Source organism: Metapseudomonas boanensis (assembly GCF_018704125.1).
Classification (GTDB): Bacteria; Pseudomonadota; Gammaproteobacteria; order Pseudomonadales; family Pseudomonadaceae; genus Metapseudomonas; species Metapseudomonas boanensis.
Genome location: NZ_JAGTIS010000001.1, coordinates 91,295 through 115,975, shown reverse-complemented (window position 1 = coordinate 115,975; position 24,681 = coordinate 91,295). Strand labels below are relative to the sequence as shown.

Genomic DNA, 24,681 nt, shown 5'->3' with positions numbered 1-24,681 from the left:
AAAAATCGGATTTTAGGTAGCAGATGATGTCATCAACAGACACAGCGGCATGTGGAAACTGTGACGCTGCAGCGTCTCACTGCTCCCAGGGCTTGCCGCGGGTCTTGGGGGCCAGGGGCAGGCGCTGCTGTACCGCAGCCTTGGCCAGCATGTAGGCGCTGACCGGTGCGCTGATGAACAGGAACAGGCTGATCAGCAACTCATGCAGGCTGAGTCCATCTCCTACCGCGCAGAAGAACACCAGCGATGCAACCACCATGGAGCCCACACCCAGCGTGGTCGCCTTGGTCGGGCCATGCAGTCGCATGAAGAAGTCTGGCAAGCGATAGAGGCCGAAGGCGCCAATCAGCACGAACAGGCTACCGAGGATGAGCAGCAGCGAGACGATGATTTCCAGCCATAGGGCCATGGGTTGGGCACTCATTCAATGATGTCTCCACGCAACATGTATTTGGCCACCGCCACCGTCCCGACGAAGCCCAGAACTGCGATCAGCAGAGCCACCTCGAAGTACAGCGCGCTGCCCTTCCAGATACCGAAGAGGGTCAGCAGCGCGATCGCATTAACGTAGAGGGTATCCAGTGCCAGGGCTCGATCCGGCAGACACGGCCCCTTGATCAGGCGCGCCAGGGTCAGCAGCAGCGCAAGGCCGAGAAAAATCAGGCACAAGGGAATCACGTAGGCGAGCATTCGAAGATCTCCTTCAACCGGGCCTCGTAGCGGTCCTTGATCTCGGCCACCATGGCCACCTTGTCCTCGACGTGAAGGCCATGAACCAGCAATGTTCGGCGGTCCGTGCTCAAGTCGGCTGAGAGCGACCCGGGCGTCAGGGACACCACGCTCACCAGTACGCTGATCGCCAATTCATTGTCCAACTCGATGGGCACTTCGACGAACGCTGGCTGCAGGCGCTCGACCGGCCCCAAGGTCAGACGCGCCACCTGGAAGTTGGCAACCAGGATGTCCCCCATCACCATCAGCAGGAAGCGCAACAACCTGAGCGGATGCCAGCGATACGGACGCTCAATCAGCAAGGGCTGCACGAGCAACGGAATCACGATACTGAGGAAGGCTCCAAGCAACAGATGGCCAAAGCTCACCGAGCCCACAAGCAACAGCCAGACAACCAATAACAAAAAGCTCTCGGCTGGATGCGGTAACAGACGACGAATCATGTTCCGCTCTCCTCGACGATCACGCGGTAAAGCTGCAGATCGTTCAACTGTGCAGCGCTTGCCTGGGCGTACTCCAGCAACGGCTGGGCGAACACCACGAGGGCTACGCTACAGGCCAGCAGCAAGAGAGTCGCGAACAGTCGACCACCGTCCAGCTCGGCACTGCCCAGTTGGGTCTGGCCGGTGCGCCAAAACAAGGTGCTGCCGGCACGGCTAAGGGCCACGAGCACAAAGAAGCCCCCAATCAGCAGCACGCTCCACAGCGCCAGCGTCGCCTGACCTTCAGATGCGGCCTGGAGCAGCAGTAACTTGGCGAAGAATCCGGACAACGGCGGAAGCCCGGCCACCGCAATGGCACCGAAGAAGAACGCAGCCCCCAGGATGCGTGGATTCATCAAGGCTGGCCCCTGGACCAGCTGGCAATGCTTATCGCCGCGCTGCCGGCTGACCAGGTCGGCAAGCAGGAACAAGGCCCCGGCAACCCAGGTGCTGTGGAGCACATAGAACAGGGCCGCTGCCTGTGCCCCTGGCCCTCCCAAGGCAATGGCGGCGAGCAACGTACCAGCGGAGACCACCACCAGGTAAGCCAGCAGTGCCTGGAGGCTCCGTGCCGCCAGGGCACCCAGCGCTCCGAGCAGGACCGTCAGTAGCGCCAGCGGCCAGAGCCAGGCCTGGGCCAGATTAGCCAACTCGCCCGCCCCTGGGCCGAATACCAGACTATGGACACGCAGGATGGAATAGATCCCGACTTTGGTCATGATTGCGAACAAGGCTGCGACCGGCGCGCTTGCCGCGGAATAGGCCCGCGGCAGCCAGAAGTACAGGGGCAGCAGCGCGGCCTTGAGTGCGAACACCAGCAGCAGGAGCAGCCCGGCCGCACCCAGGATCGGCGCCTTGTCTGCATCAGCCGCCGCGACGAAGCGCGCCATGTCGGCCATGTTCAAGGTGCCGCTGATGCCGTAAAGCGTCCCCAGGGCAAGCAGAAACAGCGCCGAGCCCGCCAGATTGAGGATCACGTAGTGCAAGCCCGCCCTCACCCGCTCCGCTCCGCCGCCATGCAGCAGCAGCGCGTAGGACGCGATCAGCAGGATCTCGAAGAACACGAACAGGTTGAACAGGTCGCCCGTTAGGAAAGCACCATTGATGCCCAGCAACTGGAACTGGAACAGCGCGTGGAAGCGAGGCCCTGAACGATCGTCCCCGCGCATGGCATAAAGCACGGCCGCACTAGCCAGGACTGCGGTGGCGAGCAACATCAGCGCGGCCAGGCGGTCCAGCACCAACACGATGCCAAACGGTGGCTGCCAGCCACCAAGGGCGTACACCCGGAGCTGGCCATCATCCGCCTCTGCCATCAGCAGCAGGGCCAGCGGCACCAGCGCAAGGGTCGCGAGCAGGGATAAGGACCGCTTCAAGCGCTCGTGGGAGGGCAACATCAACAGCAATCCGCCGGCGAAGAGCGGAATCAGAACAGGCAGGATCGGCAGGTGACTCATGGCGTCTGCTCCTCCGTGGCACGTCCGTCGACATGGTCGCTGCCAAGGTCGCCAACACCTCGCAATGCCAGCACGACGACAAAGGCGGTCATGGCGAAACCGATGACGATGGCTGTCAGCACCAGTGCCTGCGGCACAGGGTCGGCGTAGGTTGCCCCGCTACCGAGCACTGCCGCATCGCCCGTGAGCCGGCCCATGGCAAACAGGAAGAGGTTCACCGCGTAGGAAATCAGGGTGAGCCCCAGCACCACCGGGAAAGTCTGGGCACGCAGCAACAGGTAGACGCCACTGGCAGCCAGTAGCCCGAGGGTTATGGCGAACAGCGCCTCCATCAATGAATATCCTCGCTCGCGGCAGGGGCCAGGCTGAGCCGGCCCAGGTTCACCAGAATCAGCTGGGTGGCTCCAACTACAGTCAGGTAAACGCCGAGGTCAAACAACATAGCCGTCGCCAACTCGAACTCCCCCACCAAGGACAGTTCGAAGTGGCCGAAAGCAGACGTCAGGAACGGACGACCGAAGTACCAGCTCCCGAGGCCAGTCAAACCAGCGACGGTGATGCCGGCACCCGCCATGCGCTGGTAGTTGAGGGGGCGGCGCTGCTCCACCCAGGCCACGCCACTGGCGATGTACTGCAGGATCAATGCTACCGACGTGATCAACCCGGCAATGAAGCCCCCGCCAGGCTGGTTGTGGCCACGTAGGAAGATGAACACGGAAATCAGCAGCGCTAGCGGCAACAACAAGCGGGATAAGGTCTCGAGGATCAGCGGGTGCTTGGCATGGGCCCAGTTGCGCCCCAGGGGATCGCAGGTGGGGTTCTGCAACTGGAAACCGGACAGCATGGCGTAGATGCCAACCCCGGCAATCGCCAGCACTGTGATTTCGCCCAAGGTGTCGAAGCCGCGGAAATCGACCAGGATCACGTTCACCACGTTGGTTCCGCCACCACCGGACAAGCTGTTGGCGAGGAAGAAATCAGCGATGCCCGAGTAAGGCCGGGTCAATACGGCGAACGCTAGCAGCGCCACCATCACGCCCACGCCGCCGGCCAGCACGAAATCGCGCAAGCCCCGCAGACTCGAGCTCTCTTCCGGCGTGCGCGACGGCAAGTAGTAGAGCGCCAGCATCAGCAGGACGATGGTCACTACCTCAACCACCAACTGAGTGAGGGCAAGGTCAGGCGCAGAGAACCGGGCGAAGGTCAGGGCCACCAGCAACCCGGCCACACTGAGGATCAACAAGGCCGTCAGTCGTTGGCGATGGTAGATCGCCGTGATCACGCCACTGGCCCCCAGCATCACCAGACCGAGTCCGGTAATGCCGTCTACCGTCGTCAGGCTGCGGCTGCCGGTGAGTTGCTCCAAGGGTGCCAACGCCGCGGCTACCAACAGCAGGGCGCTGCCCAGGAGCCAGGCCAGATAGCGCTGAAGCGAACCGTTCTCCAGGCGCTCGGTCACCCACGACGCCACCGCTACTACGCGCTGCACCTGTCGCTCGAAAACCAGCTTGGCATCGATATCCGGTAGGCCCACATACCAACGGAACAGGGGCTGGCGCAGCACGTAGACCAGCACACCGCCAACCAGCGCCACCACACTCATCGCCAGCGGCAGATTGAATCCATGCCAGATGGACAGACTGTATTCGGGCAACTCGCCGCCTAGGCTGGCCGAAGCGGCAGCCGCTAGCAGAGGCGCGACAGTGTAGCCCGGCAACATCCCGACCAACAGGCAGAGGAACACCAGGATCTCGACCGGCACTTTCATATAGCGCGGCGGCTCGTGGGGCGGAAATTTCGGCAGGGCTACCGGCTCGCCATTGAAGAATACGTCGTGGACGAAGCGCAGCGAATAAGCCACTGAGAATACCCCGGCAAGGGTCGCCGTCGCCGGCACCACCCAACTGAAACTGCCCAGAAGGTGCTGCTGCAAGGTTTCGCCGAAGAACATCTCCTTGCTCAGAAAACCATTGAGCAACGGCACACCAGCCATCGCCAAGGACGCGACCATGGCCAGGACGGCCGTGTGTGGCAAGTACTTCCACATGCCGTTGACCAAGCGCATGTCTCGGCTGCCGGTCTCGTGGTCGATGATCCCGGCGGCCATGAAAAGAGATGCCTTGAACGTGGCATGGTTGATGATATGGAACACCGCGGCGACGTTGGACAGCTGCGAGTCGAGGCCGAACAGCAGCGTGATCAGGCCGAGATGGCTGATGGTCGAGTAGGCGAGCAGCCCTTTGAGGTCATGCTGGAACAGCGCCATTCCTGCGCCGATCAGCAAGGTTGCCAGGCCAGTCAGGCTGACGAAATAAAACCACAGGTCAGAACCCGCCAGTGCCGGGTACAGGCGCGCCAGCAGGAACACGCCTGCCTTGACCATGGTTGCCGAGTGGAGGTACGCCGACACCGGCGTGGGTGCGGCCATCGCGTGGGGTAGCCAGAAGTGGAAAGGAAACTGCGCTGACTTGGTGAAGACTCCCAGCAGCACCAGCATCAGCGCGACCGGGTAAAACGCATGGGCACGAATCAGTTCCCCCGAAGCGAGCACCTCAGTCAGCTCGTAACTACCCACGATCTGGCCGATCAGCAGGATGCCGGCAAGCAGCGCCAAGCCGCCGCCGCCTGTGACCGCCAGCGCCATGCGAGCGCCTTTGCGTGCATCGGAACGCTGCCCCCAGAAGCCGATTAGCAGGAACGACGACAGGCTGGTCAGCTCCCAGAACACCAGCATCAGCAGCAGGTTCTCCGAGAGCACGACACCCAGCATCGCCCCCATGAACAGCAGCAGGAATGCGAAGAAACGCCCCATTGGCTCCTGCTTGGACAGGTAATAACGTGCGTAGAGGATGACCAGCAGGCCAATCCCGAGAATCAGCAACGCAAACAGGAAACCGAGGCCATCCAGACGCAGGTTGAAACCAAGGCCAAAACCCGGCAGCCAGGGCAGCATCAACTTGAGGGTAGCCCCAGAGAACACGACCCCTGCCTGGGTCAGCAGCAGGATCAGGCCGGCCAGTGGTGCCAGAGCAGCGACAGCGGCGCACAGCGTACGGCCATGACGCTCGGCCAATGGTGGAAGAAGAGCCCCTAGAAAGGGCAGCGCAACGATAAGCGCCAACAGCATCCATTACTCCCCAAGGTCAACGCCATCCTCACCAAGGCAGGACAGATGGCAGGACAGAATCCTGGCGATTATCCATTACTATCGATCAAGCTCAATAAATTGAATTATTTCAAAAGCTGGCAGAGCCAGGCGAAAGCACGCCACCCTTGGAGGCCGAACTGCATGAGTCGTACTCCAAGGGAAGGTAGAAATGAAGGAAAGTGCAGACGAGCGAATGAGCCGCCCCATTGGGGCGGCCATGTTGTCAGTGGCTGACTCGGCTCGTGCCGTTGACCGTCAAGATGCGCACGCGCTCGCCAACCCGAAAGACTTCGTTGGGCTGGACTTCCTGCACGTAGGCACGCATCGAGCCATCGTCCTCGCGCACGGTGACTTCCACGCCCTGGGTCCGGGTCACACCCTCTTCCGCAGCGGCGCCAATCAGGCCACCGGCAACTGCGCCGATCACCGCAGCTACTGCGCTTCCACGACCATGACCGATAGTGCTACCGCCGATGCCTCCTGCCACAGCACCCGCCCCTGCACCGATGGGCGTCTTGGTGCCCTCAATCTTCACTGGACGCAGTGCCTGAATGGTGCCCATGCGCACGGTCTGCACCTGACGGGCCTCGTCGCGCGAATAGGTGTCGCCGGTCAGGCTCGACTGACAGCCGCCCAACGCCAGTGCCACTGCCGTCAACGAGGCCACCAGCAGAACGGGTTTACGCATAGCATTTCCTCCAAGGATTGAGTTCTTGTCCATTAGACTCTGCTCAAGTGTAGCTGTCACCAGAGCCGCCCATTAACTTCGAGTTCATTCAGGAAACAGACAGCTTCCTGATTCACCGAGCAGAATTGGGCGCATCCGTCCCTGCAATTTCAAAGGTTAGCCTATGGATTACTTCATCATCGTCGTGACTACCGCCGCAGGTCTGTACTTTCACTGGTGGATCTACGTTCGCATCAAACGCTGGATGGATCGCGACCTGGCCTTGTCGCTCGCCGAAGGGGACAAAGCCAAACAGACCTACATGCTGGAACAGCTGGCCAGTGCACGGGCCCGCGGCATCAAGCGCCGCCAACTGCCCGCCTGGCTCCGCCAGGCGGCGGAGCAATATGCTCGATCGGACAGCTGAACCAGCCACCTCGCTCATACTGCCCTGCTCCGGGCAACGAGATGGGGGCGGTAGTTCAGGGAGCGAGTCGTTCCCGGATCCACGCCCCGTGCTGGAGGCGGTAGTTCAGGCGGTCATGAAGGCGGCTTGGCCGGCCCTGCCAGAATTCGATGCGTTCGGCCAACAAGCGATATCCTCCCCAATGCGGTGGACAGTGCGGAGCCTGGTCAAGGAAACGGCGCTCGGTGTCCGCCAGCAGCGACTCCAACTCACCACGATCGGCGATCACCTGGCTTTGCGGTGAAGCCCAAGCGCCCAAGCGGCTACCCAGAGGGCGCACCTGGAAATAAGAGTCCGACTCGGCAGGCGTAACCCGCTCCACTTGCCCTTCGATGCGCACCTGGCGCTCAAGGGCGGGCCAGAAAAAGGTCATCGCGGCATAGGGGTTTGCCGCCAACTGCTGGCCCTTGTCACTGTCGTAATTAGTAAAGAAGGTGAAGCCGCGCTCATCCAGCCCCTTGAGCAGCAGAACCCGGCAATGGGGGCGGCCCGAGGGATCGACCGTGGCCAGCGTCATGGCATTGGGCTCGACCGGCAGTTGCTCGGTCCTCACTGCGTCGGAAAACCAGGTCTGGAACAGGCTGAAGGGCTCGGCGGGGGCTATCTCCTCGCTGAGCCCGTCGCGGGTGTAATCACGGCGCATGTCGGCCAGGGTCTGGGTCATAGTCGGCGATCCTGTTAACGGAAAGCCCCTAGCTTACCCAAGGCCGACTCATTTGGTTTGATCTGCCGCAACCACCTTCGCTGGCAGGACCGGCTTGCTGTACTTGGCGATCAAGGCAACCAGGGTTTCCTGGGGCGTAAGGAGAATCTCCACGCGGCGATTCAGGGCTCGGCCCTGCTGGCTGTCGTTGGCAGCGCGCGGCATATCCGACCCCAACCCCTTCAGGTACAGTCGATCCCGCTCAAACCCGCTCAGACGGAAGATGGCCGCAATGGCCTGGGCACGTTCCTGGCTGAGCTTGCGATTGACGTCATCCTTGCCAGAGCTGTCAGCATGGCCCAGCACGAGCACGGCGGTCTTCGCATCCCCCTCGACCAGCTTGGCGACGCGGGTCAGCGGACCCAAAGTGATCGGCAGCAGCATGCTGGGGCGGTCCGGGTTGAATGAGCCATCCACTGGAGCGGTGACAACCAGGGTGTTGTCGCGACGCTCGACTTCGAACTTGCTGCCCTTGACGGCCTCATGCAGACGCGGCTCGTACTGATCAAGCCAGGCCTGGGTCATTTTCACGTCTACCTTGGCGGCTTTCGGCGCCTTGGCCTTGTCACTACTGCCGAACGGCCACCACGAACTACCGCTGGCAATTTTCTCGGACTTGGCCGGTGCACTCTCCTTGTCGTGGTCGAGCATGCTGCAGCCGGAGACTGCGAAACAGAGGAGCAAGGTGGAGGTCTTGAGCACTTTCATCGTCGAAATACCGTATTTACAGGGTGTCACGCGCCGGCCAGGAATGGTGGCACTTCAATTTCACACCAGTACTTAAATTTTGGCCGCAACCTATTCATCCGCCTAGGAAAAATCCAGCGGACTGACGAGTGGCTCACTCCAGGCAAGCCTTCACTACAGCCGCCAATTTCTGGGCACGCGGGTCCATCAGCACATAGGGGCCGAGCGTGTTGGTGACGAAGCCGAACGCCAGGTCGCGCTCGGGGTCGGCAAACCCTGTCGAACCACCGGCACCTGGATGGCCGAAGGCGTAACGACCAAGCCCGTAACTGGCATTGGGCACATTTTCCTGCTCCAACATGCAGCCCAAGCCGAAACGCGTTTGTGTCAGCAACGTCAGATCCTCCCCCCGGCTGTGCTCACGGGTCAGTTCGCCAAGCAGCTCCGAGTCGAGCAACTGTCCGTCCAGCAAACCGGCATAGAAGCCAGCCAGGCTGCGGGCATTGCCATGCCCATTGGCCGCAGGCTGTTGCATGCGGCGCCACTCCGGCTTGTTGGTGCTGGTCATGATCGACGGAGGATTGGTGAAGGCCCGCGTACTGAGGGACGTTGGATCGGTCATCATGCACTTGAGCAGTCGTTGCGCCGCCGCATCACCAAGATTGCCCTTCGCCCTGGCGATATGTGCAACCCGGTGAAACTCACTGTCAGCCAGGCCCACGTGGAAATCCAGCCCCAGGGGTTTGACCACTCGGGCAACGATGGACTCACCCGGACTACAACCGTCGACACGGCGGAGGATCTCCCCCACCAGCCAGCCGTAGGTAATAGGCGCATAGCCATGGGCCTCGCCTGGCGTCCACCAGGGTTCCTCGTTGGCCAGCGCCTCAACCATGGTCGACCAGTCGTAGAGCGCTTCGGCTGGCAACGCGGCGCGGATGGCGGGCAACCCGGCCCGATGGCAAAGCAATTGGCGCACCGTGATACGGGCCTTGCCGGCAGCCGCGAACTCAGGCCAGTAGCGCGCCACTGGAGCGTCGAGGTCGACCTTGCCCTCACCGACCAACTGCAGGAGCGTTACCGCAGTGAAGGTCTTGGTACAGGAGAACAGGTTCAGGATGGTGTCGCTGTCCCAGGCCTGCTGACCGTCCTTGTCGGAAATACCGGCCCAGAGATCGAGGACGGTCTCGCCACCCACTTGTACGCAAAGGGCTGCGCCGCGCTCCTGCGGGTCATCGAACAAGGCGGCAAAAGCTTTCTTCGCCGCTTCGAAGCGCAAGTCGAAATATCCCTGGATCTGCACCGGCATGCTCCTGTTTGAAGTAAAGGGCGGAATTGTTTCAGCCTCGCCGCCCCGTGTTAACTATGCCGAAGTCTGGCTAGCGTTTATGCTCAGGCTCGGCGTTCTTGGCTTTCTCCGCAGGGGACGCGATGACGCCAGCCAGTTCAAGGTTCGCCTTGCGTACCGCACCAACAAAGCCCTGCCAGGGGCGATCGGTAATTGCAACCAGGCCAAGGTGGCCATTTTCTCCATCGAGCAAGCGGCCAGTCGCAGGCTGGTCGAGATACTGGAACCAGTGAGCGCCAACGATCAGCGGCTCTTGCGCAGCCTTCTTAACGAAATTGGCGTAAGCCGGGCCACGCTCCTCTTCCTTGTAGACTTCAGCCACTCCCCCCCAGAACGGGCCGCGATCCCGCGAGCCGAAATGGAACTCGCTGATCAGGACTGGCTTGTCCAACTGGCGCAACAGGTCCATGTCCAGCCCTTGCTGCGGCTCAGGGCTATACCGGTTGAAGCTGATCACGTCGCAGTACTGCGCGCACGACTCCAAAGCCTCCGGCACCGTGGCCGCAAAGCGACCACCCAGCATGAGGTGATTGGGGGAGTGCCACTTCAGCGAATCTGCAATGGTCTTGAAGTAGGCGTCGGCAAAGTAGCGCTGGAAGCGCTTGAAGTCTTCCTCGATCGCCGGATGCTCGGGATTGGGCAGCGGAGGTTCGAATCCTGGGTCCTCCATCAGCTCCCAGGCCTGCAGATCGATACCCCAGGCCTTGGAGAGGCCCTGCTGGTTGCGGTACTTGTCACGCAGTAGCTTGAGGAACGCACGCTTGGCCGGAACGTCGGTGGTCAGGCGCAGGGTGCCATACGCCAACGCATAGCGAACCTTGGGATCATCACTGTGACCACCCCAGGCCAGCTCGTTATCGGCGAAGTAGCCGAGCAGCCAAGGGTCGTCGCGATGGTCGCGCGCGGTAATGGCAATGGTACGTTCGGCCGCCATGGCAAAGCGCGGATCGAATGGGTCAGGCATGCCGCCCCACCAGTCGAGGCCGGTCTTGATGACCGCGAAGTCACCCTGGATCGACAGTGGCAGGGTATATGGCATGCGCTTGCTGACACTGAAATCGGGCTCGCTCCAGTTACCCAGCGTATTGAATCCCCAGGCTTTCAGGCGATCGATGCTCTGCCCGACCCAGCGTTGCATGTCTTTCGCACCGTATGTGCGCTCCAGGTTGGCACCGTAGAAATCGAACCAGCGCCCATGATTAAAGGCTCTGCCCTGATTAGCCCCGGTTTCGTCACGATTGTCGCCCTGGCCCAGATAAGCGGCCAATGCCTCTCCCTCTTTGGGCAGAGCCTTGAACATCGACTCGCGGCCTTCGACATAGGTCTGACTCTGCCCGAGCGTGACGGCGTTGACGCCGAGTGAGAAGAACGGATGACCTTCCGGGCTTACCAGGTACCAGCGCCCGTTGCGCTTTTCCGTCCGGAAGAAGCCGCTGGCGTCGAACGATTCACCGCCCAGCAGGCCGCCATAAGTGTCCTGCTGCGGCAGCTTGGCGATCCAGTCGGCGAGCTGTTTCTGCTCTTTCTCAGCGGCAGTCTTGAGCTGCTCGTCGCTTTTCACCTTCTCCGGCCAATCGCCACGACTGAACTGTCCGTAGGCATCCATAAGGCCTTCGTAGAACGCGTCCTGCTGATCATCCTCCGCGGTGCCGAAACGACCCAGCAGGATGCTTTGTGCGGCTTTGGGCTGGCTCAGGGAGAGCGTAACGGCTGTCACCTTGCTGCGGTCCAGCTCGCCGGACACACCAGCGGCAAGCAGCCAGCGTTGGCCATCCCGGCTCCAGGGCTGCGGGGGTGCCGCGCGCATGCCGCGGGCGTTTGGCGAGGTGGCAGCAAGCGGAACCAGAAGCGTCTGCGCCGGACCGGCCGGGAGCGCCACCTGGGTGGTCAACACTTTACCGTCCGAGCTTTCGATCGTTACATTCAGAGTAATCGCCCAATCCTGTGCGCTCTGAAGGCGCAAGCTCATGGCTTCGGAGTTCGACCAGTCCCAACTGCTCCCCTGTGGCGTGAGGCGCACACTGGGGCGCTCAGCCGGATTGAACGTGAGGCGACGAAGAATCTCGCCCTCAGGCGTGGATTCCGCCGTCAGGCTCGGCAGGTTGGCGTCCTGGGTCGAGACCTGCACGGTGTCCAGAGGCCGCACGAAATTGAACAGGGTCTCAGCTTGCGCAATCAGCGGAGCACCCGATAGCCCCAGCAGGATGGGGAAAAGTAGCGCGCGTTTAGGAGTCGAAAGCATCAGACCGATTACCCCAAGAGAATTCAGTGCATAGACCATGAAATGGTCGAATGTCACCAGAAGTGCGACAAAACGAAGCGGACAGGCGCGCGCATCATCGCAGAATCGAGCCACACGACGTCAAGGGTGAACCCAGCGTCAGGCGATCTCGCGACGGAATGGCGGCAAGGCATCCAGGATCGCCCGACCATAGCGCTGACTAACCACGCGCCGGTCGAGCAACGTGATGGTGCCGCGATCGGACTCGGTGCGCAGCAGCCGGCCGCAAGCCTGCACCAGGCGCAATGATGCATCCGGTACGGCGATCTCCATGAAGGGATTGCCACCGCGAGCCTCGATCCAGTCGGACAGCGCGGCTTCCACCGGATCGTCCGGCACCGCAAAGGGAATCTTGGCGATCACCACGTGCTCGCAGTAGGCCCCTGGCAAATCAACGCCTTCGGCGAAGCTGGCAAGGCCGAAAAGCACGCTGGGCTCTCCATCGTCCACCCGCACCTTGTGCTTGTTGAGGGTTTCCTGCTTGGACAGGTTGCCTTGGATCAGCACGCGCTTGCGCCAGTCACGCTCGAGTCCGTCGAACACATCCTGCATCTGCCGCCGCGAGGCGAACAGCACCAAGGTACCGCGCGCGCCCTCCACCAGCCCGGGCAGTTCGCGCACGATTGCCGCGGTATGGGCGGCGGCGTCACGCGGGTCGGCCTTGAGGTCAGGTACCCGCAGCAGGCCGGCATCGGCATGGTGGAAGGGGCTGGGAACGATGGCGGTGACGGACTTCCTGGGTAGCCCAGCACGCATGCGGAAGCGGTCGAAGGTGCCCAGTGCGGTCAAGGTTGCGGAAGTGACCAGTGCCCCGTAAGCGACATGCCACAGGTTCCTGCGTAGTGTTTCTGCGGCCAGGATGGGGCTGGCGTTGACCTCGATGTCATGGAACGCTCCACTTTCGGCCAGCGTCAGCCAGCGCGCCATCGGCGGGCTGTCCTCCGGGTCTTCGGTGGTGAAGGCCGTCCACAGCTCCCAGTTGCCCTGGGCACGAGAAGAGAGGCTGCCGAACAATGGGTACCACTCCTCCGCCTGGTGGCTGGCGATGCCTGTGCTCGCCTCTCCGTCCATGGCTTCCTTGAGCAACTCGGTCAAGCGGGTGAAGACGTCGTTGAGTCGGGAGAAGCCTTTTTTCAGCTCGATCCCAAGCTCACGGAGATGCTCGGGCACTACGCCCGCCTCGAAGCGATGACGCGGTCGCTCGCGCCCCTCCATATCCTCGCCGGCGCGGAAATCTGCAAGCTCCTCACACGCCGTGAACATGAACTGCTGCTGGGTGCGAATTTCGCGCGCGAGCTCCGGCACGCCTTCCACAAGACGACCGAAATCGCCTGGCATGGGGTGCTGGGCCAGAAGCTTGGTCAGGTTCTTCGCCACCTGTTCCAGCCAGTCGGCGGTGGAGCGCAGGCGAGTGAAATGGGCGAAATGGCCAATGGCCTTGTCCGGCAGGTGATGCCCCTCGTCAAAGACGTAGATTGTCTCGCGCGGGTCCGGCAGAACTGCACCGCCGCCCAGGGCAAGGTCGGCCAGGACCATGTCGTGGTTGGTGACGATGACATCGACCTTGGTCATGCCTTCACGCGCCTTATAGAAGGCGCATTGCTGGAAATTGGGGCAATGCCGCTTGGTGCACTGGCTGTGATCGGTGGTGACCCGCGCCCAGTCCTGATCCTCGATGGCTTCCGGCCAGGAATCGCGATCGCCGTCCCAGCGATTGCCCGCCAAGCGCTCGATCATCTGGTTGAGGAGCTTCTGGCTTCTCTCGTCGACATCGATGTTGAAGCCTTCATCCGCGAACAACTGGGCGGTGGCGCTTTGTGCCTGACCTTCCTGCAGCAGCATGTCGAGCTTCGACAGGCAGAGATAGCGGCCGCGACCCTTGGCCAGGGCGAAGCTGAAATTGAGGCCGCTGTTGCGGATCAGATCGGGCAGGTCCTTGTGCACGATCTGCTCCTGCAAGGCGACCGTGGCGGTGGCGATCACCAGCCGCTTGCCGGCCGCCTTGGCCGCAGGAATCGCCGCCAGACTGTAGGCCACGGTCTTACCGGTACCGGTGCCGGCCTCGACCGCCACGACCGCTGGCTCGCCTTCGCGATGGCCCTCTTCGTCGACCGGAATGGCACCCAGGACTTTCGCCACCTCGGCAATCATCAGGCGTTGCCCGTAGCGGGCCTTCAGTCCCTTGGCTTCGAGGAAACGGGTATAGGCGCCCTGGATCTGGGACTTGAGTTCGGTGCTGAGCATGGACAATGGCGGGGCCGGAACGCTGGATAAATTTTCAGTACTTTAACAGGCCGGCTATGATAGCGCGCCTTCTTTTCCCCGCCGACTGGAGATCATCGGATGACACCCCACGCCGCCCTGTACGCCATACACCTGCTCGCTGCCCTGATCTGGGTTGGCGGCATGTTCTTCGCCTGGATGGTCCTGCGTCCTGCAGCCGTCGAGACGCTCGAGCCCCCGGCACGACTCAAACTTTGGGTCGAGGTGTTTCGCCGCTTCTTCGTATGGGTCTGGGTCGCCGTGCTGGTCCTGCCCTTCTCGGGCGTGGGCATGCTGCACATGGGATATGCCAGCCTGGAGGCAGCCCCTCGTTACGTGCACATGATGATCGGCCTGTACATCGCAATGCTCGCGCTGTTCCTGCGGGTCAGCGCCCTGCTGTTGCCGCAGCTGCGGGCTGCCGTTTCGAAGCAGGACTGGCCAGCTGGCGGCGCGGTGCTCGGTCGCATCCGCCGCGTGGTGGGGTTCAACCTTCTGCTCGGCATGATGCTGGTTGCGATCGTCGCCGCACGGCCGAGTTTCTGAGCAGGCGCGTCCTTGCGCCCGTAATCGTTAGAAGCGCACCACGTCGAGGCTGCCATTGTTTCCGGGAGCCCCGGCGCGGCCCGGCTGGCCGGGGCGACCATCCCGCGCTGCCTCGGCCTTATAGACCAGGCAACCCTTGCCCTCCCCGCCGCGACCACCTTCACCGCCCTCACCCGCAGCGCCACCAGCACCGCCTTCGAGGCGTACGCGAAGAGCTTCGACTGGGAATGCTTGAGGCACCTCCAGACGAACGCGCCCACCGGCACCGCCAGATTGGCCATCGCCACCAGCCTGACCGTCCCAGCCCTTGCTGGCCTCACCCCAGAGGCAGCCGGCAGTGTCACCATCGGCCCCCGCCAAACCCTGGTAACCAGGTGCGCCGATGCCACCTCGAACATCCAGGGTCATATCTGCGACTTGAACATTCTCCAGGCGCAGGCTGAGGTCGCGCCCCGCGCTTGCAGCCTTCTGCATGCTTCCGGCCAGGCCGGAAGCGGTGATATGGCTTCCTGCCCCCACGTCGCCCTGCACGACCTCGAGCCGGAGCGGCTGTTCACTGGGAGCGATTCCAAGACGCGAACCCTGGCCCATGCGCAACGTCTCGATACGCAACAGCGTGATGCCCGCCGGTATCAGCAACGTTGCATGATCAGCGACGTCTACGCGCTCCAGAACCAGGCTGCCCGTGCGGGCCGGTAGCTTCAGCAGGTTATGTGCCTCCACCCGGACTTGTCCTTCCGCCAGCGCCAGGGGCGCGGCCAGGGCCAACAGCAAGCACAGGTTACGCATGGCTATGCTCCTCCTGTGCCGCGCGACGCGATAGGCCAAGCAAGTGAAAAACGCCGAACAGGAGTAACTGCAGTCGATCCAGCCAAGGTCTGGCCTGCCTTTGCAGCAGTGGGTTGAACAGCAACGCCTCACCAAGATGCACCAGCAGAAGCAGTGCACCTGCCCCATTGAGCAGAACGTCGAATGGTGCCGCGAATGGAACGAACAAATTGGCGATAACAGCCAACCAGAACAACAGGGCAACCACTTTGCCCAGCCCCAGGAATACCCGCATGCCTCCCCCCAGCATTGTTGTTATTTTTTCCGAACATACGCCTAAGCTTCGGATCGCACCAGAGAGCCGCCGGAAAACCACGTGCAGGGTGAGGGCCCCTGTTCCGGGGCCCGCATCTCGCTCAACGATCGACGTGAATCTCCACCCTGCGGTTCTTGGCTCGTCCTTCTTCGCTACCGTTATCGGCAACCGGTTGGCTTTCGCCGGAGCCCTCGGTACTCAGCTTGTCGCGAGGCACCCCCTGACTGGCCAGGTAGCCCGCAACACTCTTCGCCCTGCGCTCCGACAACCCTTGGTTGTAGTGCTCAGAACCGACGTTGTCAGTGTGTCCGACGACCTTGACGCTCACCATGCTCGCACCGCTAAGGCGCCCGGCAACCTCGGCCAATGCCGACTGGGCTGCCGGCGTCAGCTCGGCTGAGTCGAAGGCGAACAAGACTTCGCCCTGATCGCTCAGCACGATGACTTCATCTTGTGCTGCGGGAGGCACGCTCTGTGCAACCTGCGGATAGCTCGGTGCAGGACAACCGTTGTGGCCAACCGCTTTTCCGGACGGGGTATTCGGGCAGGTGTCACGCCGATCGAAGACACCATCACTGTCCTCGTCACCATCCTGCGCATAGCAGATCAGGCCCCCAGCGATAGCGCCAAGCGCGGCCCCGCCAGCCGCCCAGGCGGAACTCTCGATAGAGCCCAACCCGCCGCCGGCCAATCCACCGATGAGACTGCAAAGGGGCCAATTCCCCTGGTTCAATACCGCATCGCCGCTGCTCGAGGTGGACGCGCAACCAGAAAGGATACTGCTGACCAGAAGAAGGGGTGCTGCAACCCGAAGGATACGGTTGCTCATATCAGGATCTCCTGTGCCACCGGCAAGGCCGGTACCAGAGGAGTAAAGACCCGGGCCCCGCGGCACACAAGGCGTGTGCCGGGGTTACCCAAGTGCGACTAGCGATCGATCTGGATTTCTACCCGACGGTTTTGGGAACGGCCGTCCTTAGTGGCGTTATCCGCAACGGGCTGGCTTTCACCCGCGCCGGTCACATTGACGAAGTTACCTGCTGGCACGCCTGAACGAATCAGGTAATCGGTCACCGATTGGGCACGTCTTTCCGACAGTTTCTGGTTGTACGCATCAGATCCCACGCTGTCAGTGTGGCCGGTAACGGTCAGCTTGGCTGTCGGCGCTTCGCTCTTCAGGCGGGAAGCGACGGAATCAAGTTTGGCCTCATCGGCTGCAGTCAGCTTGGCCGAGTCGAACTCGAAGAGCAGGTCCCGGACCACGATGGTTTCATATTCGACGGGTGGCGGTGCTTCAACCACCGGCTCTTCCTTGGGCGGGCAGCCATCGGCATCGACCTGCACGCCACGCGGGGTGCCTGGGCACTTGTCGCGACTATCAGGTACGCCATCGCCATCTTCATCGCCATCACCGTGAACCCAGCAATAGGCCGCAGCGGTGCCCGCACCAATCAATGCGCCCCAGCCCGCCCAAGTGCTACTTTCGATTGCACCCAGCCCTGCACCAGTTACACCCCCCACGGCGGCACACTTGGGCCAGTCGGTCTTCTGCAGGCCGGCGCAACCGGTCAGCAAACTGGTCACCAGTATCAGGGGTACAGCTGTCCGTGTAATGCTCATAAGCAAGTCTCCTCTTAGAATCGGCCCATACCGACAACTAGGGAGTAAAGACGCCCGCCTAGAAAACCGCCAGCACTAGGCCATTGGCGACCTTCAAGCTAGTCTTGGCGGCCTTGTTCGAGGATTTTCGATGACTGACAGCTTTTCTTCGCGCACTCCGCAGCAGGCGCTCGCGGCACTACTGGAACGCTATGCTCCAGACAATCTATTGATGGTTGGCAACAGCCCCTTGCCTGCGCTCGAGGCATTCATCCAGGCACATCCACAAAGCGAAGTTGTCCAGGTAGATGCCGGGCCGTTGCCGCCCGAGTCATCAGCCCGGCGCTATGACCTGGCTCTGCTGGCGGATTGCCTGGAGCATCTGCCCAAGCGCACTGGACTGGAACTGCTCGGGGGCATTCGCAACCTCAATGCAAGCCGCCTGGCCGTCCTGGTCGACCTCACGGCCTGCGGCTGGCAGGACACCGACTTCTTTGCCCTTGCACTGCAAGCTAGCGAACGCTTCCGCCGAGGAGAGCAGACACTGACACTGTTCACCTACGACCTGCGCGAATACAAGCAAGTACCGGACTGGCTCAACGCCCAGTTCTGGGCCAATCCAGAAAACTTTGGCAAGTACTGGTGGTGAGATCATGAGCACGGCAACCTGCCCTTGCGGCAGCGGCGATCCGCTTGAAGTCTGCTGTGGACGCTACCACTCGGGCCACCCTGCAGCCGGTGCCGAAGCCCTCATGCGATCTCGATACAGCGCTTATGTGTTGGGATTGGTGGATTACCTAGTGGACACGACTCTCCCGGCACAGCAGCAAGGGCTGGATCGCGAAGCCATTCGCGCCTGGAGTTTGCAGAGCGATTGGCTTGGGCTGGAAGTGGAAAGCCATGAAGTCATCGGCGGGCAACCCGAACATGCCTTCGTTACCTTCACGGCGCGCTGGCACGACCAGGGCGGTGAACACAGCCACCGCGAGCGCTCCGCCTTCGTCCAGACTGGGAGCCGCTGGTATTTCATCGACCCGACGGTGGAGCTGAAAATCGGCCGCAACGATCCCTGTATCTGCGGAAGCGGCCAGAAGTTCAAGAAGTGCTGCGCCAACTATCTGTAACTCCGGCGATTCGACTGGCTCGTCAGCCGCCGTAGCACTCTCGAGAATCGCCCGCCCGATAACCGAAGGGGCCCACGCGATGCGAGCCTCCTGCTACTTCAGCTCCTCGAGCCGCAAGGACGTGACATCCGGCGGTGGCCCCGCCGGTGGTTCCTTCAGCTGCCCCAGGTCGCTGCCCGGTGGCGCCAGGCTGATCCCGGAAAGATCCAACTTTGGCGTCGGCGTAGCCGCTTTGGCGTCCTGCAGATCGGCCCCTACCGGGGCCAGACCGAAGTCAGGCGCATCCACGCCAACGAACGCCGCCATGTATTCATCGCGAGGGGTTACCTGCAACCGCGCAGGTGCGGCCTCCGGCACTACCGCTGGGCGCTCGGGCTCGGGCTCGGGCGGCGGGGCCAACTCCACCTCTTCGATCTCGGGCACCATCAACCGGACTTCAGCCACAGCGCCAGCACGAGCCAGGGCAGCGCGATACTTTTCAGCCGTCTCCGCGTCCAGATTGTTCTTCAAGATCACGCACCGACCGGAGAACAACTGAGCAATGCGCTGGGCATCCGCTTGAAAAAGCTTGGCCAGATTGGCCTGCACCAACTCCAACTGGGCTCCAGCCATCAATTGCCCGGAGAATGCGATTTCGAAACGGCCCATAGTCACACTCCTGTCCGAATGGCTCAGCAGTATGGCGCAGGTTTTTTTCGGCTCACAACCCATTGCAGCCGAGCAGTTGCTTGTTACACTTGAGCCTCACTTGGAGTATTGCAATGCTTTACCAGGCGCAAATGATAAGAATTCTCAGCCTAATGTTATTCTTTGCCCTTTCTCTTTCGGGCCTCAGCGGTTGCTCTACCTGGGTCACTGGCAGCTTTCAGGACCCGGAGGTCCGCCTCGTGAAGGTCGACGTCATCAGGGCCAAACTGCTCGAACAACAATTCGTGCTGCGCTTTCGCATCGACAACCCGAACGATGTCAATCTCCCAGTCCGTGGCCTCGCCTACACGGTCCATCTGAATGACATCAAGCTCGCCTCGGGCGAGTCCAGCACCTGGTTCACCGTACCTGCCCACGGTCACCAGACGTTCGACGTGCCTGTGCGCACCAACCTCTGGCGCCATATGAAGCAAATCGTCAAGTTGCTGGAAAAGCCCGACCAGCCCATCAAGTATCGCCTCGAGGGCGAGGTGAAGACGGGCTTGATGTTCGGCAAGAGCGTGCACCTGACGCGCAATGGCGAGATAATCCCCGGCAGTTACATTCCGGAGTAATACCCTCATGAGTCAAGAACCCCACGTCCACGGCCCCGATTGCAACCACGACCACGGCCATGATCACCACGTACACGGCCCTCACTGCAATCACGGCCACCAGGAACCGGTGCGCAATCCGCTGAAGGAAGTGGGCCGCAACGACCCCTGCCCCTGCGGTAGCCAGAAAAAATTCAAGAAGTGCCACGGCGCCTGAGTGCCCGGACCTTCACCAGGCCCGCCGCGTGCGGGCCTCTTCGTTTTCGGATGGCACAAACCAGGAGCCTCATCGATGATCGATTTGTACTACTGGACTACTCCCAACGGCCACAAGATCACCCTGTTCCTTGAAGAGACTGGCCTGCCCTACCGTATCCACCCGATCAACATCGGCAAGGACGAGCAGTTCCAGCCACACTTTCTGGAGGTCGCCCCGAACAACCGCATCCCGGCGATCATCGACAACGAGCCCATCGATGGCGGCGAACCGATTTCCCTGTTCGAGTCCGGCGCCATCCTGCTTTACCTGGCCGAGAAGACCGGCCGCTTCATCCCGCAGGAGCTGCGTGGCCGCCAGCAATGCCTGCAATGGCTGTTCTGGCAGATGGGTGGCCTGGGCCCGATGGCTGGTCAGAACCACCACTTCAACCGCTTCGCCCCGGAGAAGATCCCCTACGCCATCCAGCGCTACGTGAAAGAAACCGCGCGCCTCTATGGCGTGCTCGACAAACACCTGGCCGACCGTCCATTCGCAGCGGGTGAGCAGTACAGCATCGCCGACATGGCGATCTACCCCTGGATCGTCCCGCACCAGTGGCAGGAGCAGAACCTGGATGACTTCCCCGATCTCAAGCGCTGGTTCACAGCGATTCAGGCACGCCCTGCGACCGTACGTGCCTACGACCTCATCGCCCAGGTGAACCCGGCAGCCACGAAAAAGTAAGCCGGACGGCGCTTGCGCGGCGCGGGGCGGCTCACTAACGTAGCGCGCTTCAACCTTTGCGCCCTCTCAGGAGAGTCCGTTCCATGGCTTCGCCAGCCCTCAAGCGCCTTATTTCCCGGTTTTGCGTCGCCGCCATTGCTGGCACCATGATAGGGCTCAGCGGCTGCCAGTCCTGGCTGGACAGCCGCTATTCCAGCAGCCTGCCTCCAACCAGTGGCTTCCAGCCGGTCAAGGGGCTGGCGCAAAGCGTATCGATCCGCCGCAACCCGCTGGGAATGCCGCTGATCGAGACCACCACATTCCACGACGCGCTTTTCACCCTTGGCTACGTTCACGCATCGGACCGTCTCAGCCAAATGACTGGGCTGCGGCTGATGGCGGAGGGGCGCCTGTCGGAGATGGTCGGCCCTGGCGCCCTGGAAATTGACCGTTTCATGCGCGCCGTCAACCTGCGTAAGAGCGCAGACATCCTCTACAAGAACGCCTCGCCTCGCCTGAAGGAGTTCTTCTCGGTCTATGCGCGCGGCGTGAACGCCTACCTATTCCGCTACCGCGACAATCTTCCGATGGATCTGGCTGAATCCGGCTACCGCCCGGCCTACTGGAAGCCTGAAGACTCCGTGCTCGTGTTCACCCTGCTGAACTTTGGCCTGTCTGTGAACTTGCAGGAAGAGATCGCCGCCCTGGTGATGGCGCAGAAAGTCGGTGCCGACAAGCTCGCCTGGCTGACTCCGATCTACCCGGATGAGCCGCTGCCTTTCGAGGAAGCGGAAAAGCTCAAGGGACTGCCACTAGATGGCCAGATCCCCGGCCTGGCCGCTGTCAGCGACACCACCGGGCAGATCGCCGCGCTCAACATGTTGGGCGTCGCTGCCTCCAACAATTGGGCAATCTCCCCGCAGAAGAGCCGCACAGGCCGCAGCGTCCTGGCCAACGACACCCATCTGCCGCTCTCCATGCCGTCGATGTGGAACTTCGTGCAGATCCGTTCGCCGAAATACCAGGCCGCCGGCGTGTCCATTGCCGGGGTACCCGCCATCGTCGCTGGCTACAACGGCAAACTGGCCTGGGGCATGACCATGGTCATGGGCGACAACCAGGACCTGTTCCTGGAGAAATTGCAGCGCCAGGGCAATCGTCTTTACTACCTCGCCGATGGTAAATGGCAACCCACTGTCGAGCGCGTGGAAACCTTTTTCATCAAGGGCCAGCGGCCGGTACGCGAGGTCATCTACGAGACCCGCCACGGTCCGCTGCTCAACTCGGTACTTGGCCAACGCAAGCACCCGCTGCAGCCGTTGGAGGTCAAAAGCGGGCTGGGCATCGCGCTGCAAACCAGCCAATTCGAAACGGACCAATCGCTGGACGCCTTTTTCGCACTGTCCCGCGCACAATCCGTCGAGCAAGCGCACGAGGCCACGCGCGCTATCCGCGCCGTTGGCCTGAACATCCTCTATGCCGACGCGCAGCATATTGCCTGGCAGGTTTCCGGCCGCTACCCGAACCGCCGCGAAGGAAGAGGCCTCCTGCCCTCCCCGGGCTGGGACAGCCGCTACGATTGGGACGGCTACGCGGACCCCATGCTGCACCCGTACGACCAGGACCCGATGCAAGGCTGGCTGGGCACTGCCAACCACCGCACCGTTCAGGGGGGTTACGGCGTGCAGCTGTCCAGCTCCTGGTACTACCCGGAGCGAGCTGAGCGCATCGCCGAGCTGGCTGGCGGCGGCAAGCACGACTGGCAAAGCATGATTGCCATGCAATACGACCAGACCACACCCTTTGCCACCAAGCTCAAGACCATGTTCCAGGACCCAGGCATGGCGCAGCCTCTGAAAGCGGCCATAGCCGCCTTGCCGGCAGCAGAACAGGCCAAAGCCCGCGAAGCGCTGGACCGGCTGCTGGCCTTCGACGGCCGCCTAAGCCCCACCTCCGCCGACGCGGCGCTCTACAGCGCCTTCCTCCACGAAAGCGCACGGCAGACCTTCCTCGACGAACTGGGCCCGGATACTAGCCAAGCCTGGCGCGCCCTGATCCAGGCTGGTGACCTGTCCTACTCGGCCCAGGCCGACCACCTGCTAGGCCGTATCGACAGCCCATTCTGGGATGATGTGAACACCTCGCAGAAGGAAGACAAGGCAGCCATCCTGGCCCGTAGCCTGGCGGCCGCCGTGACCTTTGTCGAAGGCCGTCTGGGCGCCGACCGCAAGGCCTGGCAGTGGGGCAAACTGCACAGCTACACCTGGGCCACCGAGAGCACCCGCCTGGCGCCCTACATGAGCAGCAGCCAGCGCACCAGCATCAGTGCCATCAAGGGCTACCTCGACCGTGGCCCTTATCCGGCCGGCGGCGACCACAGCACCTTGAACGTTTCCGCCTACCACTGGGGCCAGAACTTCGACACATGGCTGATCCCGGCGATGCGCATCATCGTCGACTTCGGCCAGCCGGAACCCATGCTCGGCGTGAACAGCTCAGGCCAGTCCGGCAACCCGGCCAGCCCTCACTATGCCGACGGTATCGACGCCTGGCTGAAAGCGCGCTACATGAAGTTCCCCTTCCAGTCGCAGAACCTCGATTCCGTCTATGGCACCAAACGGCTGATGCTGACTCCACAGAAATGATCGAATAGCGGCGGAACTTCCCGCTGTCGCTTTGATCCTATCCAGTGGACTTACTCCATAGATCACACTTTCAAGGCGCCCTCGGGCGCCTTTTCTTTTTCCCGCAAAGGGCTGCTGGGCGAGTTCATTCGCACCTCCAAGCGCATCCAGGGATGCAGACCTGAGCCAATGATGGCTTTTCTGTATCACTCATTGAACTTTGCCGAAACGAGGGACTCAGACCCTAAGCATTGCTCATTGCTCCTGGGCGCCAACTGGCGCCTATTTTTTCGCCTGCGCGCCGCCCTTGCGCCTGTCGAGCCCTTCCCGCATTCTCCCGTTTCATCATCGGCTGCCCTGGCCATGATTACCGCGACGTACACTTTATCGCTTATCCGAATCATGTTTCCGCGTCAGCGTCACCCAGCAAGGACCCCCACATGAGCACCAATCGCCAGCAAGAGATCGCCACCGCCCTGGACGTGGTTCCGCCCTTCGCCGACGAAGCCGCCCTGGTAGCAGAAATCGAACGCCGCAAGGCCTTCATTAAAGGCTGCCTGCGCAACTCTGGCCTGAAAGTCCTGGTGCTGGGCATCAGCGGCGGTGTCGACTCGACCACCGCCGGGCGCCTGGCCCAGCTAAGCGTCGAGGAACTGCGCGCAGAAACGGGCGACAACGGTTACCGTTTCATCGCCGTGCGCCTGCCCTACAACGTCCAGCACGACGAGCACGACGCCCAGATCGCGATGGACTTCATCCGCGCCGATGAGGAAGAGACGGTGAACATTGCCGACAGCGTGCTCGGCCTCAGCGAGCAGGTCACCCACCTCAACCACCTGACCGATGCCCGCCGCGACTTCGTGGTCGGCAACATCAAGGCGCGCATTCGCATGGTCGCCCAGTTCGCCATTGCCAACGCCAACAACGGCCTGGTCATCGGCACCGACCACGCGGCCGAGGCGGTCATGGGCTTCTTCACCAAGTTCGGCGACGGCGCCTGCGACCTGGCCCCCCTCAGTGGCCTGGTGAAAAACCAGGTGCGCAGCATCTCTCGCCACCTGGGCGCGCCGGACACCCTGGTGCACAAGGTGCCTACTGCCGACCTGGAAGAATTGCGCCCGGGCAAGCCCGACGAGGAGGCCCATGGCGTCACCTACGCCGAGATTGACGCCTTCCTGCATGGCCAGGACGTCAGCCCGGAGGCTTACGCCACCATCGTACGCACCTACGACAACAGCCAGCACAAGCGCATGTTGCCGCTGGTGCCCTGATCCGCCCGCTCCCCCAGCTCCTCCCTCTGAACGGAGA

The 24,681-nt window shown here is 62.0% G+C and carries 25 protein-coding genes and 1 pseudogene; 9 read left to right on the top strand and 17 right to left on the bottom strand.

All coding sequences use genetic code 11. The annotated features are described in order from the left end of the window. Window positions 1–76: 76 nt before the first annotated feature. The 7 genes from J7302_RS00510 to J7302_RS00480 all read right to left on the bottom strand — a co-directional run bounded on the left by J7302_RS00510 (window position 77) and on the right by J7302_RS00480 (window position 6,507). Window positions 77–424, bottom strand: a complete 348-nt coding sequence (locus J7302_RS00510; protein ID WP_215368629.1) for a Na+/H+ antiporter subunit G — start codon at window positions 422–424, stop codon at window positions 77–79. Further along, entirely contained in the window at window positions 421–690 is a 270-nt protein-coding gene (locus J7302_RS00505) for a K+/H+ antiporter subunit F (RefSeq protein WP_215368626.1), read from the bottom strand. The genes J7302_RS00510 and J7302_RS00505 overlap by 4 nt, the downstream gene beginning before the upstream one ends. Next, entirely contained in the window at window positions 675–1,175 is a 501-nt protein-coding gene (locus tag J7302_RS00500) for a Na+/H+ antiporter subunit E (protein ID WP_215368624.1), read from the bottom strand. The genes J7302_RS00505 and J7302_RS00500 overlap by 16 nt, the downstream gene beginning before the upstream one ends. Then, complete coding sequence (locus J7302_RS00495; RefSeq protein ID WP_215368623.1) at window positions 1,172–2,671, bottom strand: monovalent cation/H+ antiporter subunit D; 1,500 nt, start codon at window positions 2,669–2,671, stop codon at window positions 1,172–1,174. The genes J7302_RS00500 and J7302_RS00495 overlap by 4 nt, the downstream gene beginning before the upstream one ends. Further along, window positions 2,668–3,003: a Na+/H+ antiporter subunit C gene (locus tag J7302_RS00490; protein ID WP_215368622.1), complete on the bottom strand. Its 336-nt coding sequence runs from the start codon at window positions 3,001–3,003 to the stop codon at window positions 2,668–2,670. Before J7302_RS00490 ends, J7302_RS00495 begins: the two co-directional genes overlap by 4 nt. Next, window positions 3,003–5,798, bottom strand: a complete 2,796-nt coding sequence (locus J7302_RS00485) for a monovalent cation/H+ antiporter subunit A (protein WP_215368621.1) — start codon at window positions 5,796–5,798, stop codon at window positions 3,003–3,005. Before J7302_RS00485 ends, J7302_RS00490 begins: the two co-directional genes overlap by 1 nt. A gap of 244 nt (window positions 5,799–6,042) precedes the next feature. Next, window positions 6,043–6,507, bottom strand: coding sequence for an outer membrane lipoprotein (locus J7302_RS00480; protein ID WP_215368619.1), 465 nt, complete (start codon window positions 6,505–6,507; stop codon window positions 6,043–6,045). Between the two features lie 163 nt (window positions 6,508–6,670). Between J7302_RS00480 and J7302_RS00475 the strand changes: the two genes are divergently transcribed. Further along, entirely contained in the window at window positions 6,671–6,913 is a 243-nt protein-coding gene (locus tag J7302_RS00475) for a hypothetical protein (RefSeq protein ID WP_215368617.1), read from the top strand. A gap of 55 nt (window positions 6,914–6,968) precedes the next feature. Here J7302_RS00475 and pdxH read toward each other — a convergent pair whose 3' ends face one another. The 5 genes and pseudogenes from pdxH to dinG all read right to left on the bottom strand — a co-directional run bounded on the left by pdxH (window position 6,969) and on the right by dinG (window position 14,215). Continuing rightward, window positions 6,969–7,616, bottom strand: coding sequence for a pyridoxamine 5'-phosphate oxidase (gene pdxH / locus J7302_RS00470; RefSeq protein ID WP_215368616.1), 648 nt, complete (start codon window positions 7,614–7,616; stop codon window positions 6,969–6,971). 51 nt (window positions 7,617–7,667) lie between these two features. Further along, window positions 7,668–8,363 (bottom strand): annotated as a pseudogene (locus J7302_RS00465) (OmpA family protein); the annotation flags it as partial. Between the two features lie 133 nt (window positions 8,364–8,496). Beyond that, complete coding sequence (locus J7302_RS00460) at window positions 8,497–9,645, bottom strand: serine hydrolase domain-containing protein (RefSeq protein ID WP_215368611.1); 1,149 nt, start codon at window positions 9,643–9,645, stop codon at window positions 8,497–8,499. A gap of 76 nt (window positions 9,646–9,721) precedes the next feature. Next, entirely contained in the window at window positions 9,722–11,932 is a 2,211-nt protein-coding gene (locus J7302_RS00455; RefSeq protein WP_215370686.1) for a beta-galactosidase, read from the bottom strand. 138 nt (window positions 11,933–12,070) lie between these two features. After that, entirely contained in the window at window positions 12,071–14,215 is a 2,145-nt protein-coding gene (gene dinG, locus J7302_RS00450; RefSeq protein WP_215368609.1) for an ATP-dependent DNA helicase DinG, read from the bottom strand. Window positions 14,216–14,314: 99 nt separating this feature from the next. On the opposite strand from dinG, the gene J7302_RS00445 reads away from it, so the two are divergent. After that, window positions 14,315–14,779: a CopD family protein gene (locus tag J7302_RS00445; protein WP_215368607.1), complete on the top strand. Its 465-nt coding sequence runs from the start codon at window positions 14,315–14,317 to the stop codon at window positions 14,777–14,779. Window positions 14,780–14,806: 27 nt separating this feature from the next. Here the strand turns inward: J7302_RS00445 and J7302_RS00440 are convergent, their stop codons facing one another. From J7302_RS00440 to J7302_RS00425, 4 genes are all read right to left on the bottom strand, one after another. After that, the gene (locus J7302_RS00440) at window positions 14,807–15,568 is read right to left on the bottom strand and encodes a collagen-like protein (RefSeq protein WP_215368604.1); all 762 of its coding nucleotides are present in this window, start codon (window positions 15,566–15,568) and stop codon (window positions 14,807–14,809) included. Then, window positions 15,561–15,842: a DUF1145 domain-containing protein gene (locus J7302_RS00435; RefSeq protein ID WP_215368602.1), complete on the bottom strand. Its 282-nt coding sequence runs from the start codon at window positions 15,840–15,842 to the stop codon at window positions 15,561–15,563. The genes J7302_RS00440 and J7302_RS00435 overlap by 8 nt, the downstream gene beginning before the upstream one ends. A gap of 121 nt (window positions 15,843–15,963) precedes the next feature. After that, complete coding sequence (locus J7302_RS00430; protein ID WP_215368600.1) at window positions 15,964–16,692, bottom strand: OmpA family protein; 729 nt, start codon at window positions 16,690–16,692, stop codon at window positions 15,964–15,966. Between the two features lie 98 nt (window positions 16,693–16,790). Beyond that, a complete protein-coding gene (locus J7302_RS00425) occupies window positions 16,791–17,483 on the bottom strand; it encodes an OmpA family protein (protein WP_215368598.1) in 693 nt (230 codons plus the stop codon). A gap of 130 nt (window positions 17,484–17,613) precedes the next feature. Between J7302_RS00425 and J7302_RS00420 the strand changes: the two genes are divergently transcribed. Together J7302_RS00420 and J7302_RS00415 are read left to right on the top strand one after the other, a co-directional pair. Next, window positions 17,614–18,111, top strand: coding sequence for a DUF6231 family protein (locus tag J7302_RS00420; RefSeq protein ID WP_215368596.1), 498 nt, complete (start codon window positions 17,614–17,616; stop codon window positions 18,109–18,111). A gap of 4 nt (window positions 18,112–18,115) precedes the next feature. After that, a complete protein-coding gene (locus J7302_RS00415) occupies window positions 18,116–18,586 on the top strand; it encodes a YchJ family protein (protein WP_215368594.1) in 471 nt (156 codons plus the stop codon). Between the two features lie 93 nt (window positions 18,587–18,679). Here the strand turns inward: J7302_RS00415 and J7302_RS00410 are convergent, their stop codons facing one another. After that, window positions 18,680–19,234, bottom strand: a complete 555-nt coding sequence (locus J7302_RS00410; RefSeq protein ID WP_215368592.1) for a hypothetical protein — start codon at window positions 19,232–19,234, stop codon at window positions 18,680–18,682. A 113-nt stretch (window positions 19,235–19,347) separates the two neighbouring features. Between J7302_RS00410 and J7302_RS00405 the strand changes: the two genes are divergently transcribed. The 5 genes from J7302_RS00405 to nadE all read left to right on the top strand — a co-directional run bounded on the left by J7302_RS00405 (window position 19,348) and on the right by nadE (window position 24,644). Next, window positions 19,348–19,848, top strand: coding sequence for an LEA type 2 family protein (locus J7302_RS00405; RefSeq protein WP_215368590.1), 501 nt, complete (start codon window positions 19,348–19,350; stop codon window positions 19,846–19,848). A 7-nt stretch (window positions 19,849–19,855) separates the two neighbouring features. Beyond that, the gene (locus tag J7302_RS00400; RefSeq protein ID WP_215368589.1) at window positions 19,856–20,044 is read left to right on the top strand and encodes an SEC-C metal-binding domain-containing protein; all 189 of its coding nucleotides are present in this window, start codon (window positions 19,856–19,858) and stop codon (window positions 20,042–20,044) included. A gap of 75 nt (window positions 20,045–20,119) precedes the next feature. Further along, a complete protein-coding gene (locus J7302_RS00395; protein WP_215368588.1) occupies window positions 20,120–20,770 on the top strand; it encodes a glutathione binding-like protein in 651 nt (216 codons plus the stop codon). An 83-nt stretch (window positions 20,771–20,853) separates the two neighbouring features. Continuing rightward, the gene (locus J7302_RS00390; protein ID WP_215368587.1) at window positions 20,854–23,394 is read left to right on the top strand and encodes a penicillin acylase family protein; all 2,541 of its coding nucleotides are present in this window, start codon (window positions 20,854–20,856) and stop codon (window positions 23,392–23,394) included. Between the two features lie 419 nt (window positions 23,395–23,813). After that, entirely contained in the window at window positions 23,814–24,644 is an 831-nt protein-coding gene (gene nadE, locus J7302_RS00385) for an ammonia-dependent NAD(+) synthetase (RefSeq protein WP_215368584.1), read from the top strand. The last annotated feature ends 37 nt before the right edge of the window (window positions 24,645–24,681 follow it).

What these genes read in the sequence shown, in the direction of transcription:
- J7302_RS00510 (WP_215368629.1), bottom strand. Translation starts at nt 424, where the DNA reads ATGAGTGCCCAACCCATGGCCCTATGGCTGGAAATCATCGTCTCGCTG.
- J7302_RS00505 (WP_215368626.1), bottom strand. Translation starts at nt 690, where the DNA reads ATGCTCGCCTACGTGATTCCCTTGTGCCTGATTTTTCTCGGCCTTGCG.
- J7302_RS00500 (WP_215368624.1), bottom strand. Translation starts at nt 1,175, where the DNA reads ATGATTCGTCGTCTGTTACCGCATCCAGCCGAGAGCTTTTTGTTATTG.
- J7302_RS00495 (WP_215368623.1), bottom strand. Translation starts at nt 2,671, where the DNA reads ATGAGTCACCTGCCGATCCTGCCTGTTCTGATTCCGCTCTTCGCCGGC.
- J7302_RS00490 (WP_215368622.1), bottom strand. Translation starts at nt 3,003, where the DNA reads ATGGAGGCGCTGTTCGCCATAACCCTCGGGCTACTGGCTGCCAGTGGC.
- J7302_RS00485 (WP_215368621.1), bottom strand. Translation starts at nt 5,798, where the DNA reads ATGCTGTTGGCGCTTATCGTTGCGCTGCCCTTTCTAGGGGCTCTTCTT.
- J7302_RS00480 (WP_215368619.1), bottom strand. Translation starts at nt 6,507, where the DNA reads ATGCGTAAACCCGTTCTGCTGGTGGCCTCGTTGACGGCAGTGGCACTG.
- J7302_RS00475 (WP_215368617.1), top strand. Translation starts at nt 6,671, where the DNA reads ATGGATTACTTCATCATCGTCGTGACTACCGCCGCAGGTCTGTACTTT.
- pdxH (WP_215368616.1), bottom strand. Translation starts at nt 7,616, where the DNA reads ATGACCCAGACCCTGGCCGACATGCGCCGTGATTACACCCGCGACGGG.
- J7302_RS00455 (WP_215370686.1), bottom strand. Translation starts at nt 11,932, where the DNA reads ATGCTTTCGACTCCTAAACGCGCGCTACTTTTCCCCATCCTGCTGGGG.
- dinG (WP_215368609.1), bottom strand. Translation starts at nt 14,215, where the DNA reads ATGCTCAGCACCGAACTCAAGTCCCAGATCCAGGGCGCCTATACCCGT.
- J7302_RS00445 (WP_215368607.1), top strand. Translation starts at nt 14,315, where the DNA reads ATGACACCCCACGCCGCCCTGTACGCCATACACCTGCTCGCTGCCCTG.
- J7302_RS00440 (WP_215368604.1), bottom strand. Translation starts at nt 15,568, where the DNA reads ATGCGTAACCTGTGCTTGCTGTTGGCCCTGGCCGCGCCCCTGGCGCTG.
- J7302_RS00435 (WP_215368602.1), bottom strand. Translation starts at nt 15,842, where the DNA reads ATGCGGGTATTCCTGGGGCTGGGCAAAGTGGTTGCCCTGTTGTTCTGG.
- J7302_RS00430 (WP_215368600.1), bottom strand. Translation starts at nt 16,692, where the DNA reads ATGAGCAACCGTATCCTTCGGGTTGCAGCACCCCTTCTTCTGGTCAGC.
- J7302_RS00425 (WP_215368598.1), bottom strand. Translation starts at nt 17,483, where the DNA reads ATGAGCATTACACGGACAGCTGTACCCCTGATACTGGTGACCAGTTTG.
- J7302_RS00420 (WP_215368596.1), top strand. Translation starts at nt 17,614, where the DNA reads ATGACTGACAGCTTTTCTTCGCGCACTCCGCAGCAGGCGCTCGCGGCA.
- J7302_RS00415 (WP_215368594.1), top strand. Translation starts at nt 18,116, where the DNA reads ATGAGCACGGCAACCTGCCCTTGCGGCAGCGGCGATCCGCTTGAAGTC.
- J7302_RS00410 (WP_215368592.1), bottom strand. Translation starts at nt 19,234, where the DNA reads ATGGGCCGTTTCGAAATCGCATTCTCCGGGCAATTGATGGCTGGAGCC.
- J7302_RS00405 (WP_215368590.1), top strand. Translation starts at nt 19,348, where the DNA reads ATGCTTTACCAGGCGCAAATGATAAGAATTCTCAGCCTAATGTTATTC.
- J7302_RS00400 (WP_215368589.1), top strand. Translation starts at nt 19,856, where the DNA reads ATGAGTCAAGAACCCCACGTCCACGGCCCCGATTGCAACCACGACCAC.
- J7302_RS00395 (WP_215368588.1), top strand. Translation starts at nt 20,120, where the DNA reads ATGATCGATTTGTACTACTGGACTACTCCCAACGGCCACAAGATCACC.
- J7302_RS00390 (WP_215368587.1), top strand. Translation starts at nt 20,854, where the DNA reads ATGGCTTCGCCAGCCCTCAAGCGCCTTATTTCCCGGTTTTGCGTCGCC.
- nadE (WP_215368584.1), top strand. Translation starts at nt 23,814, where the DNA reads ATGAGCACCAATCGCCAGCAAGAGATCGCCACCGCCCTGGACGTGGTT.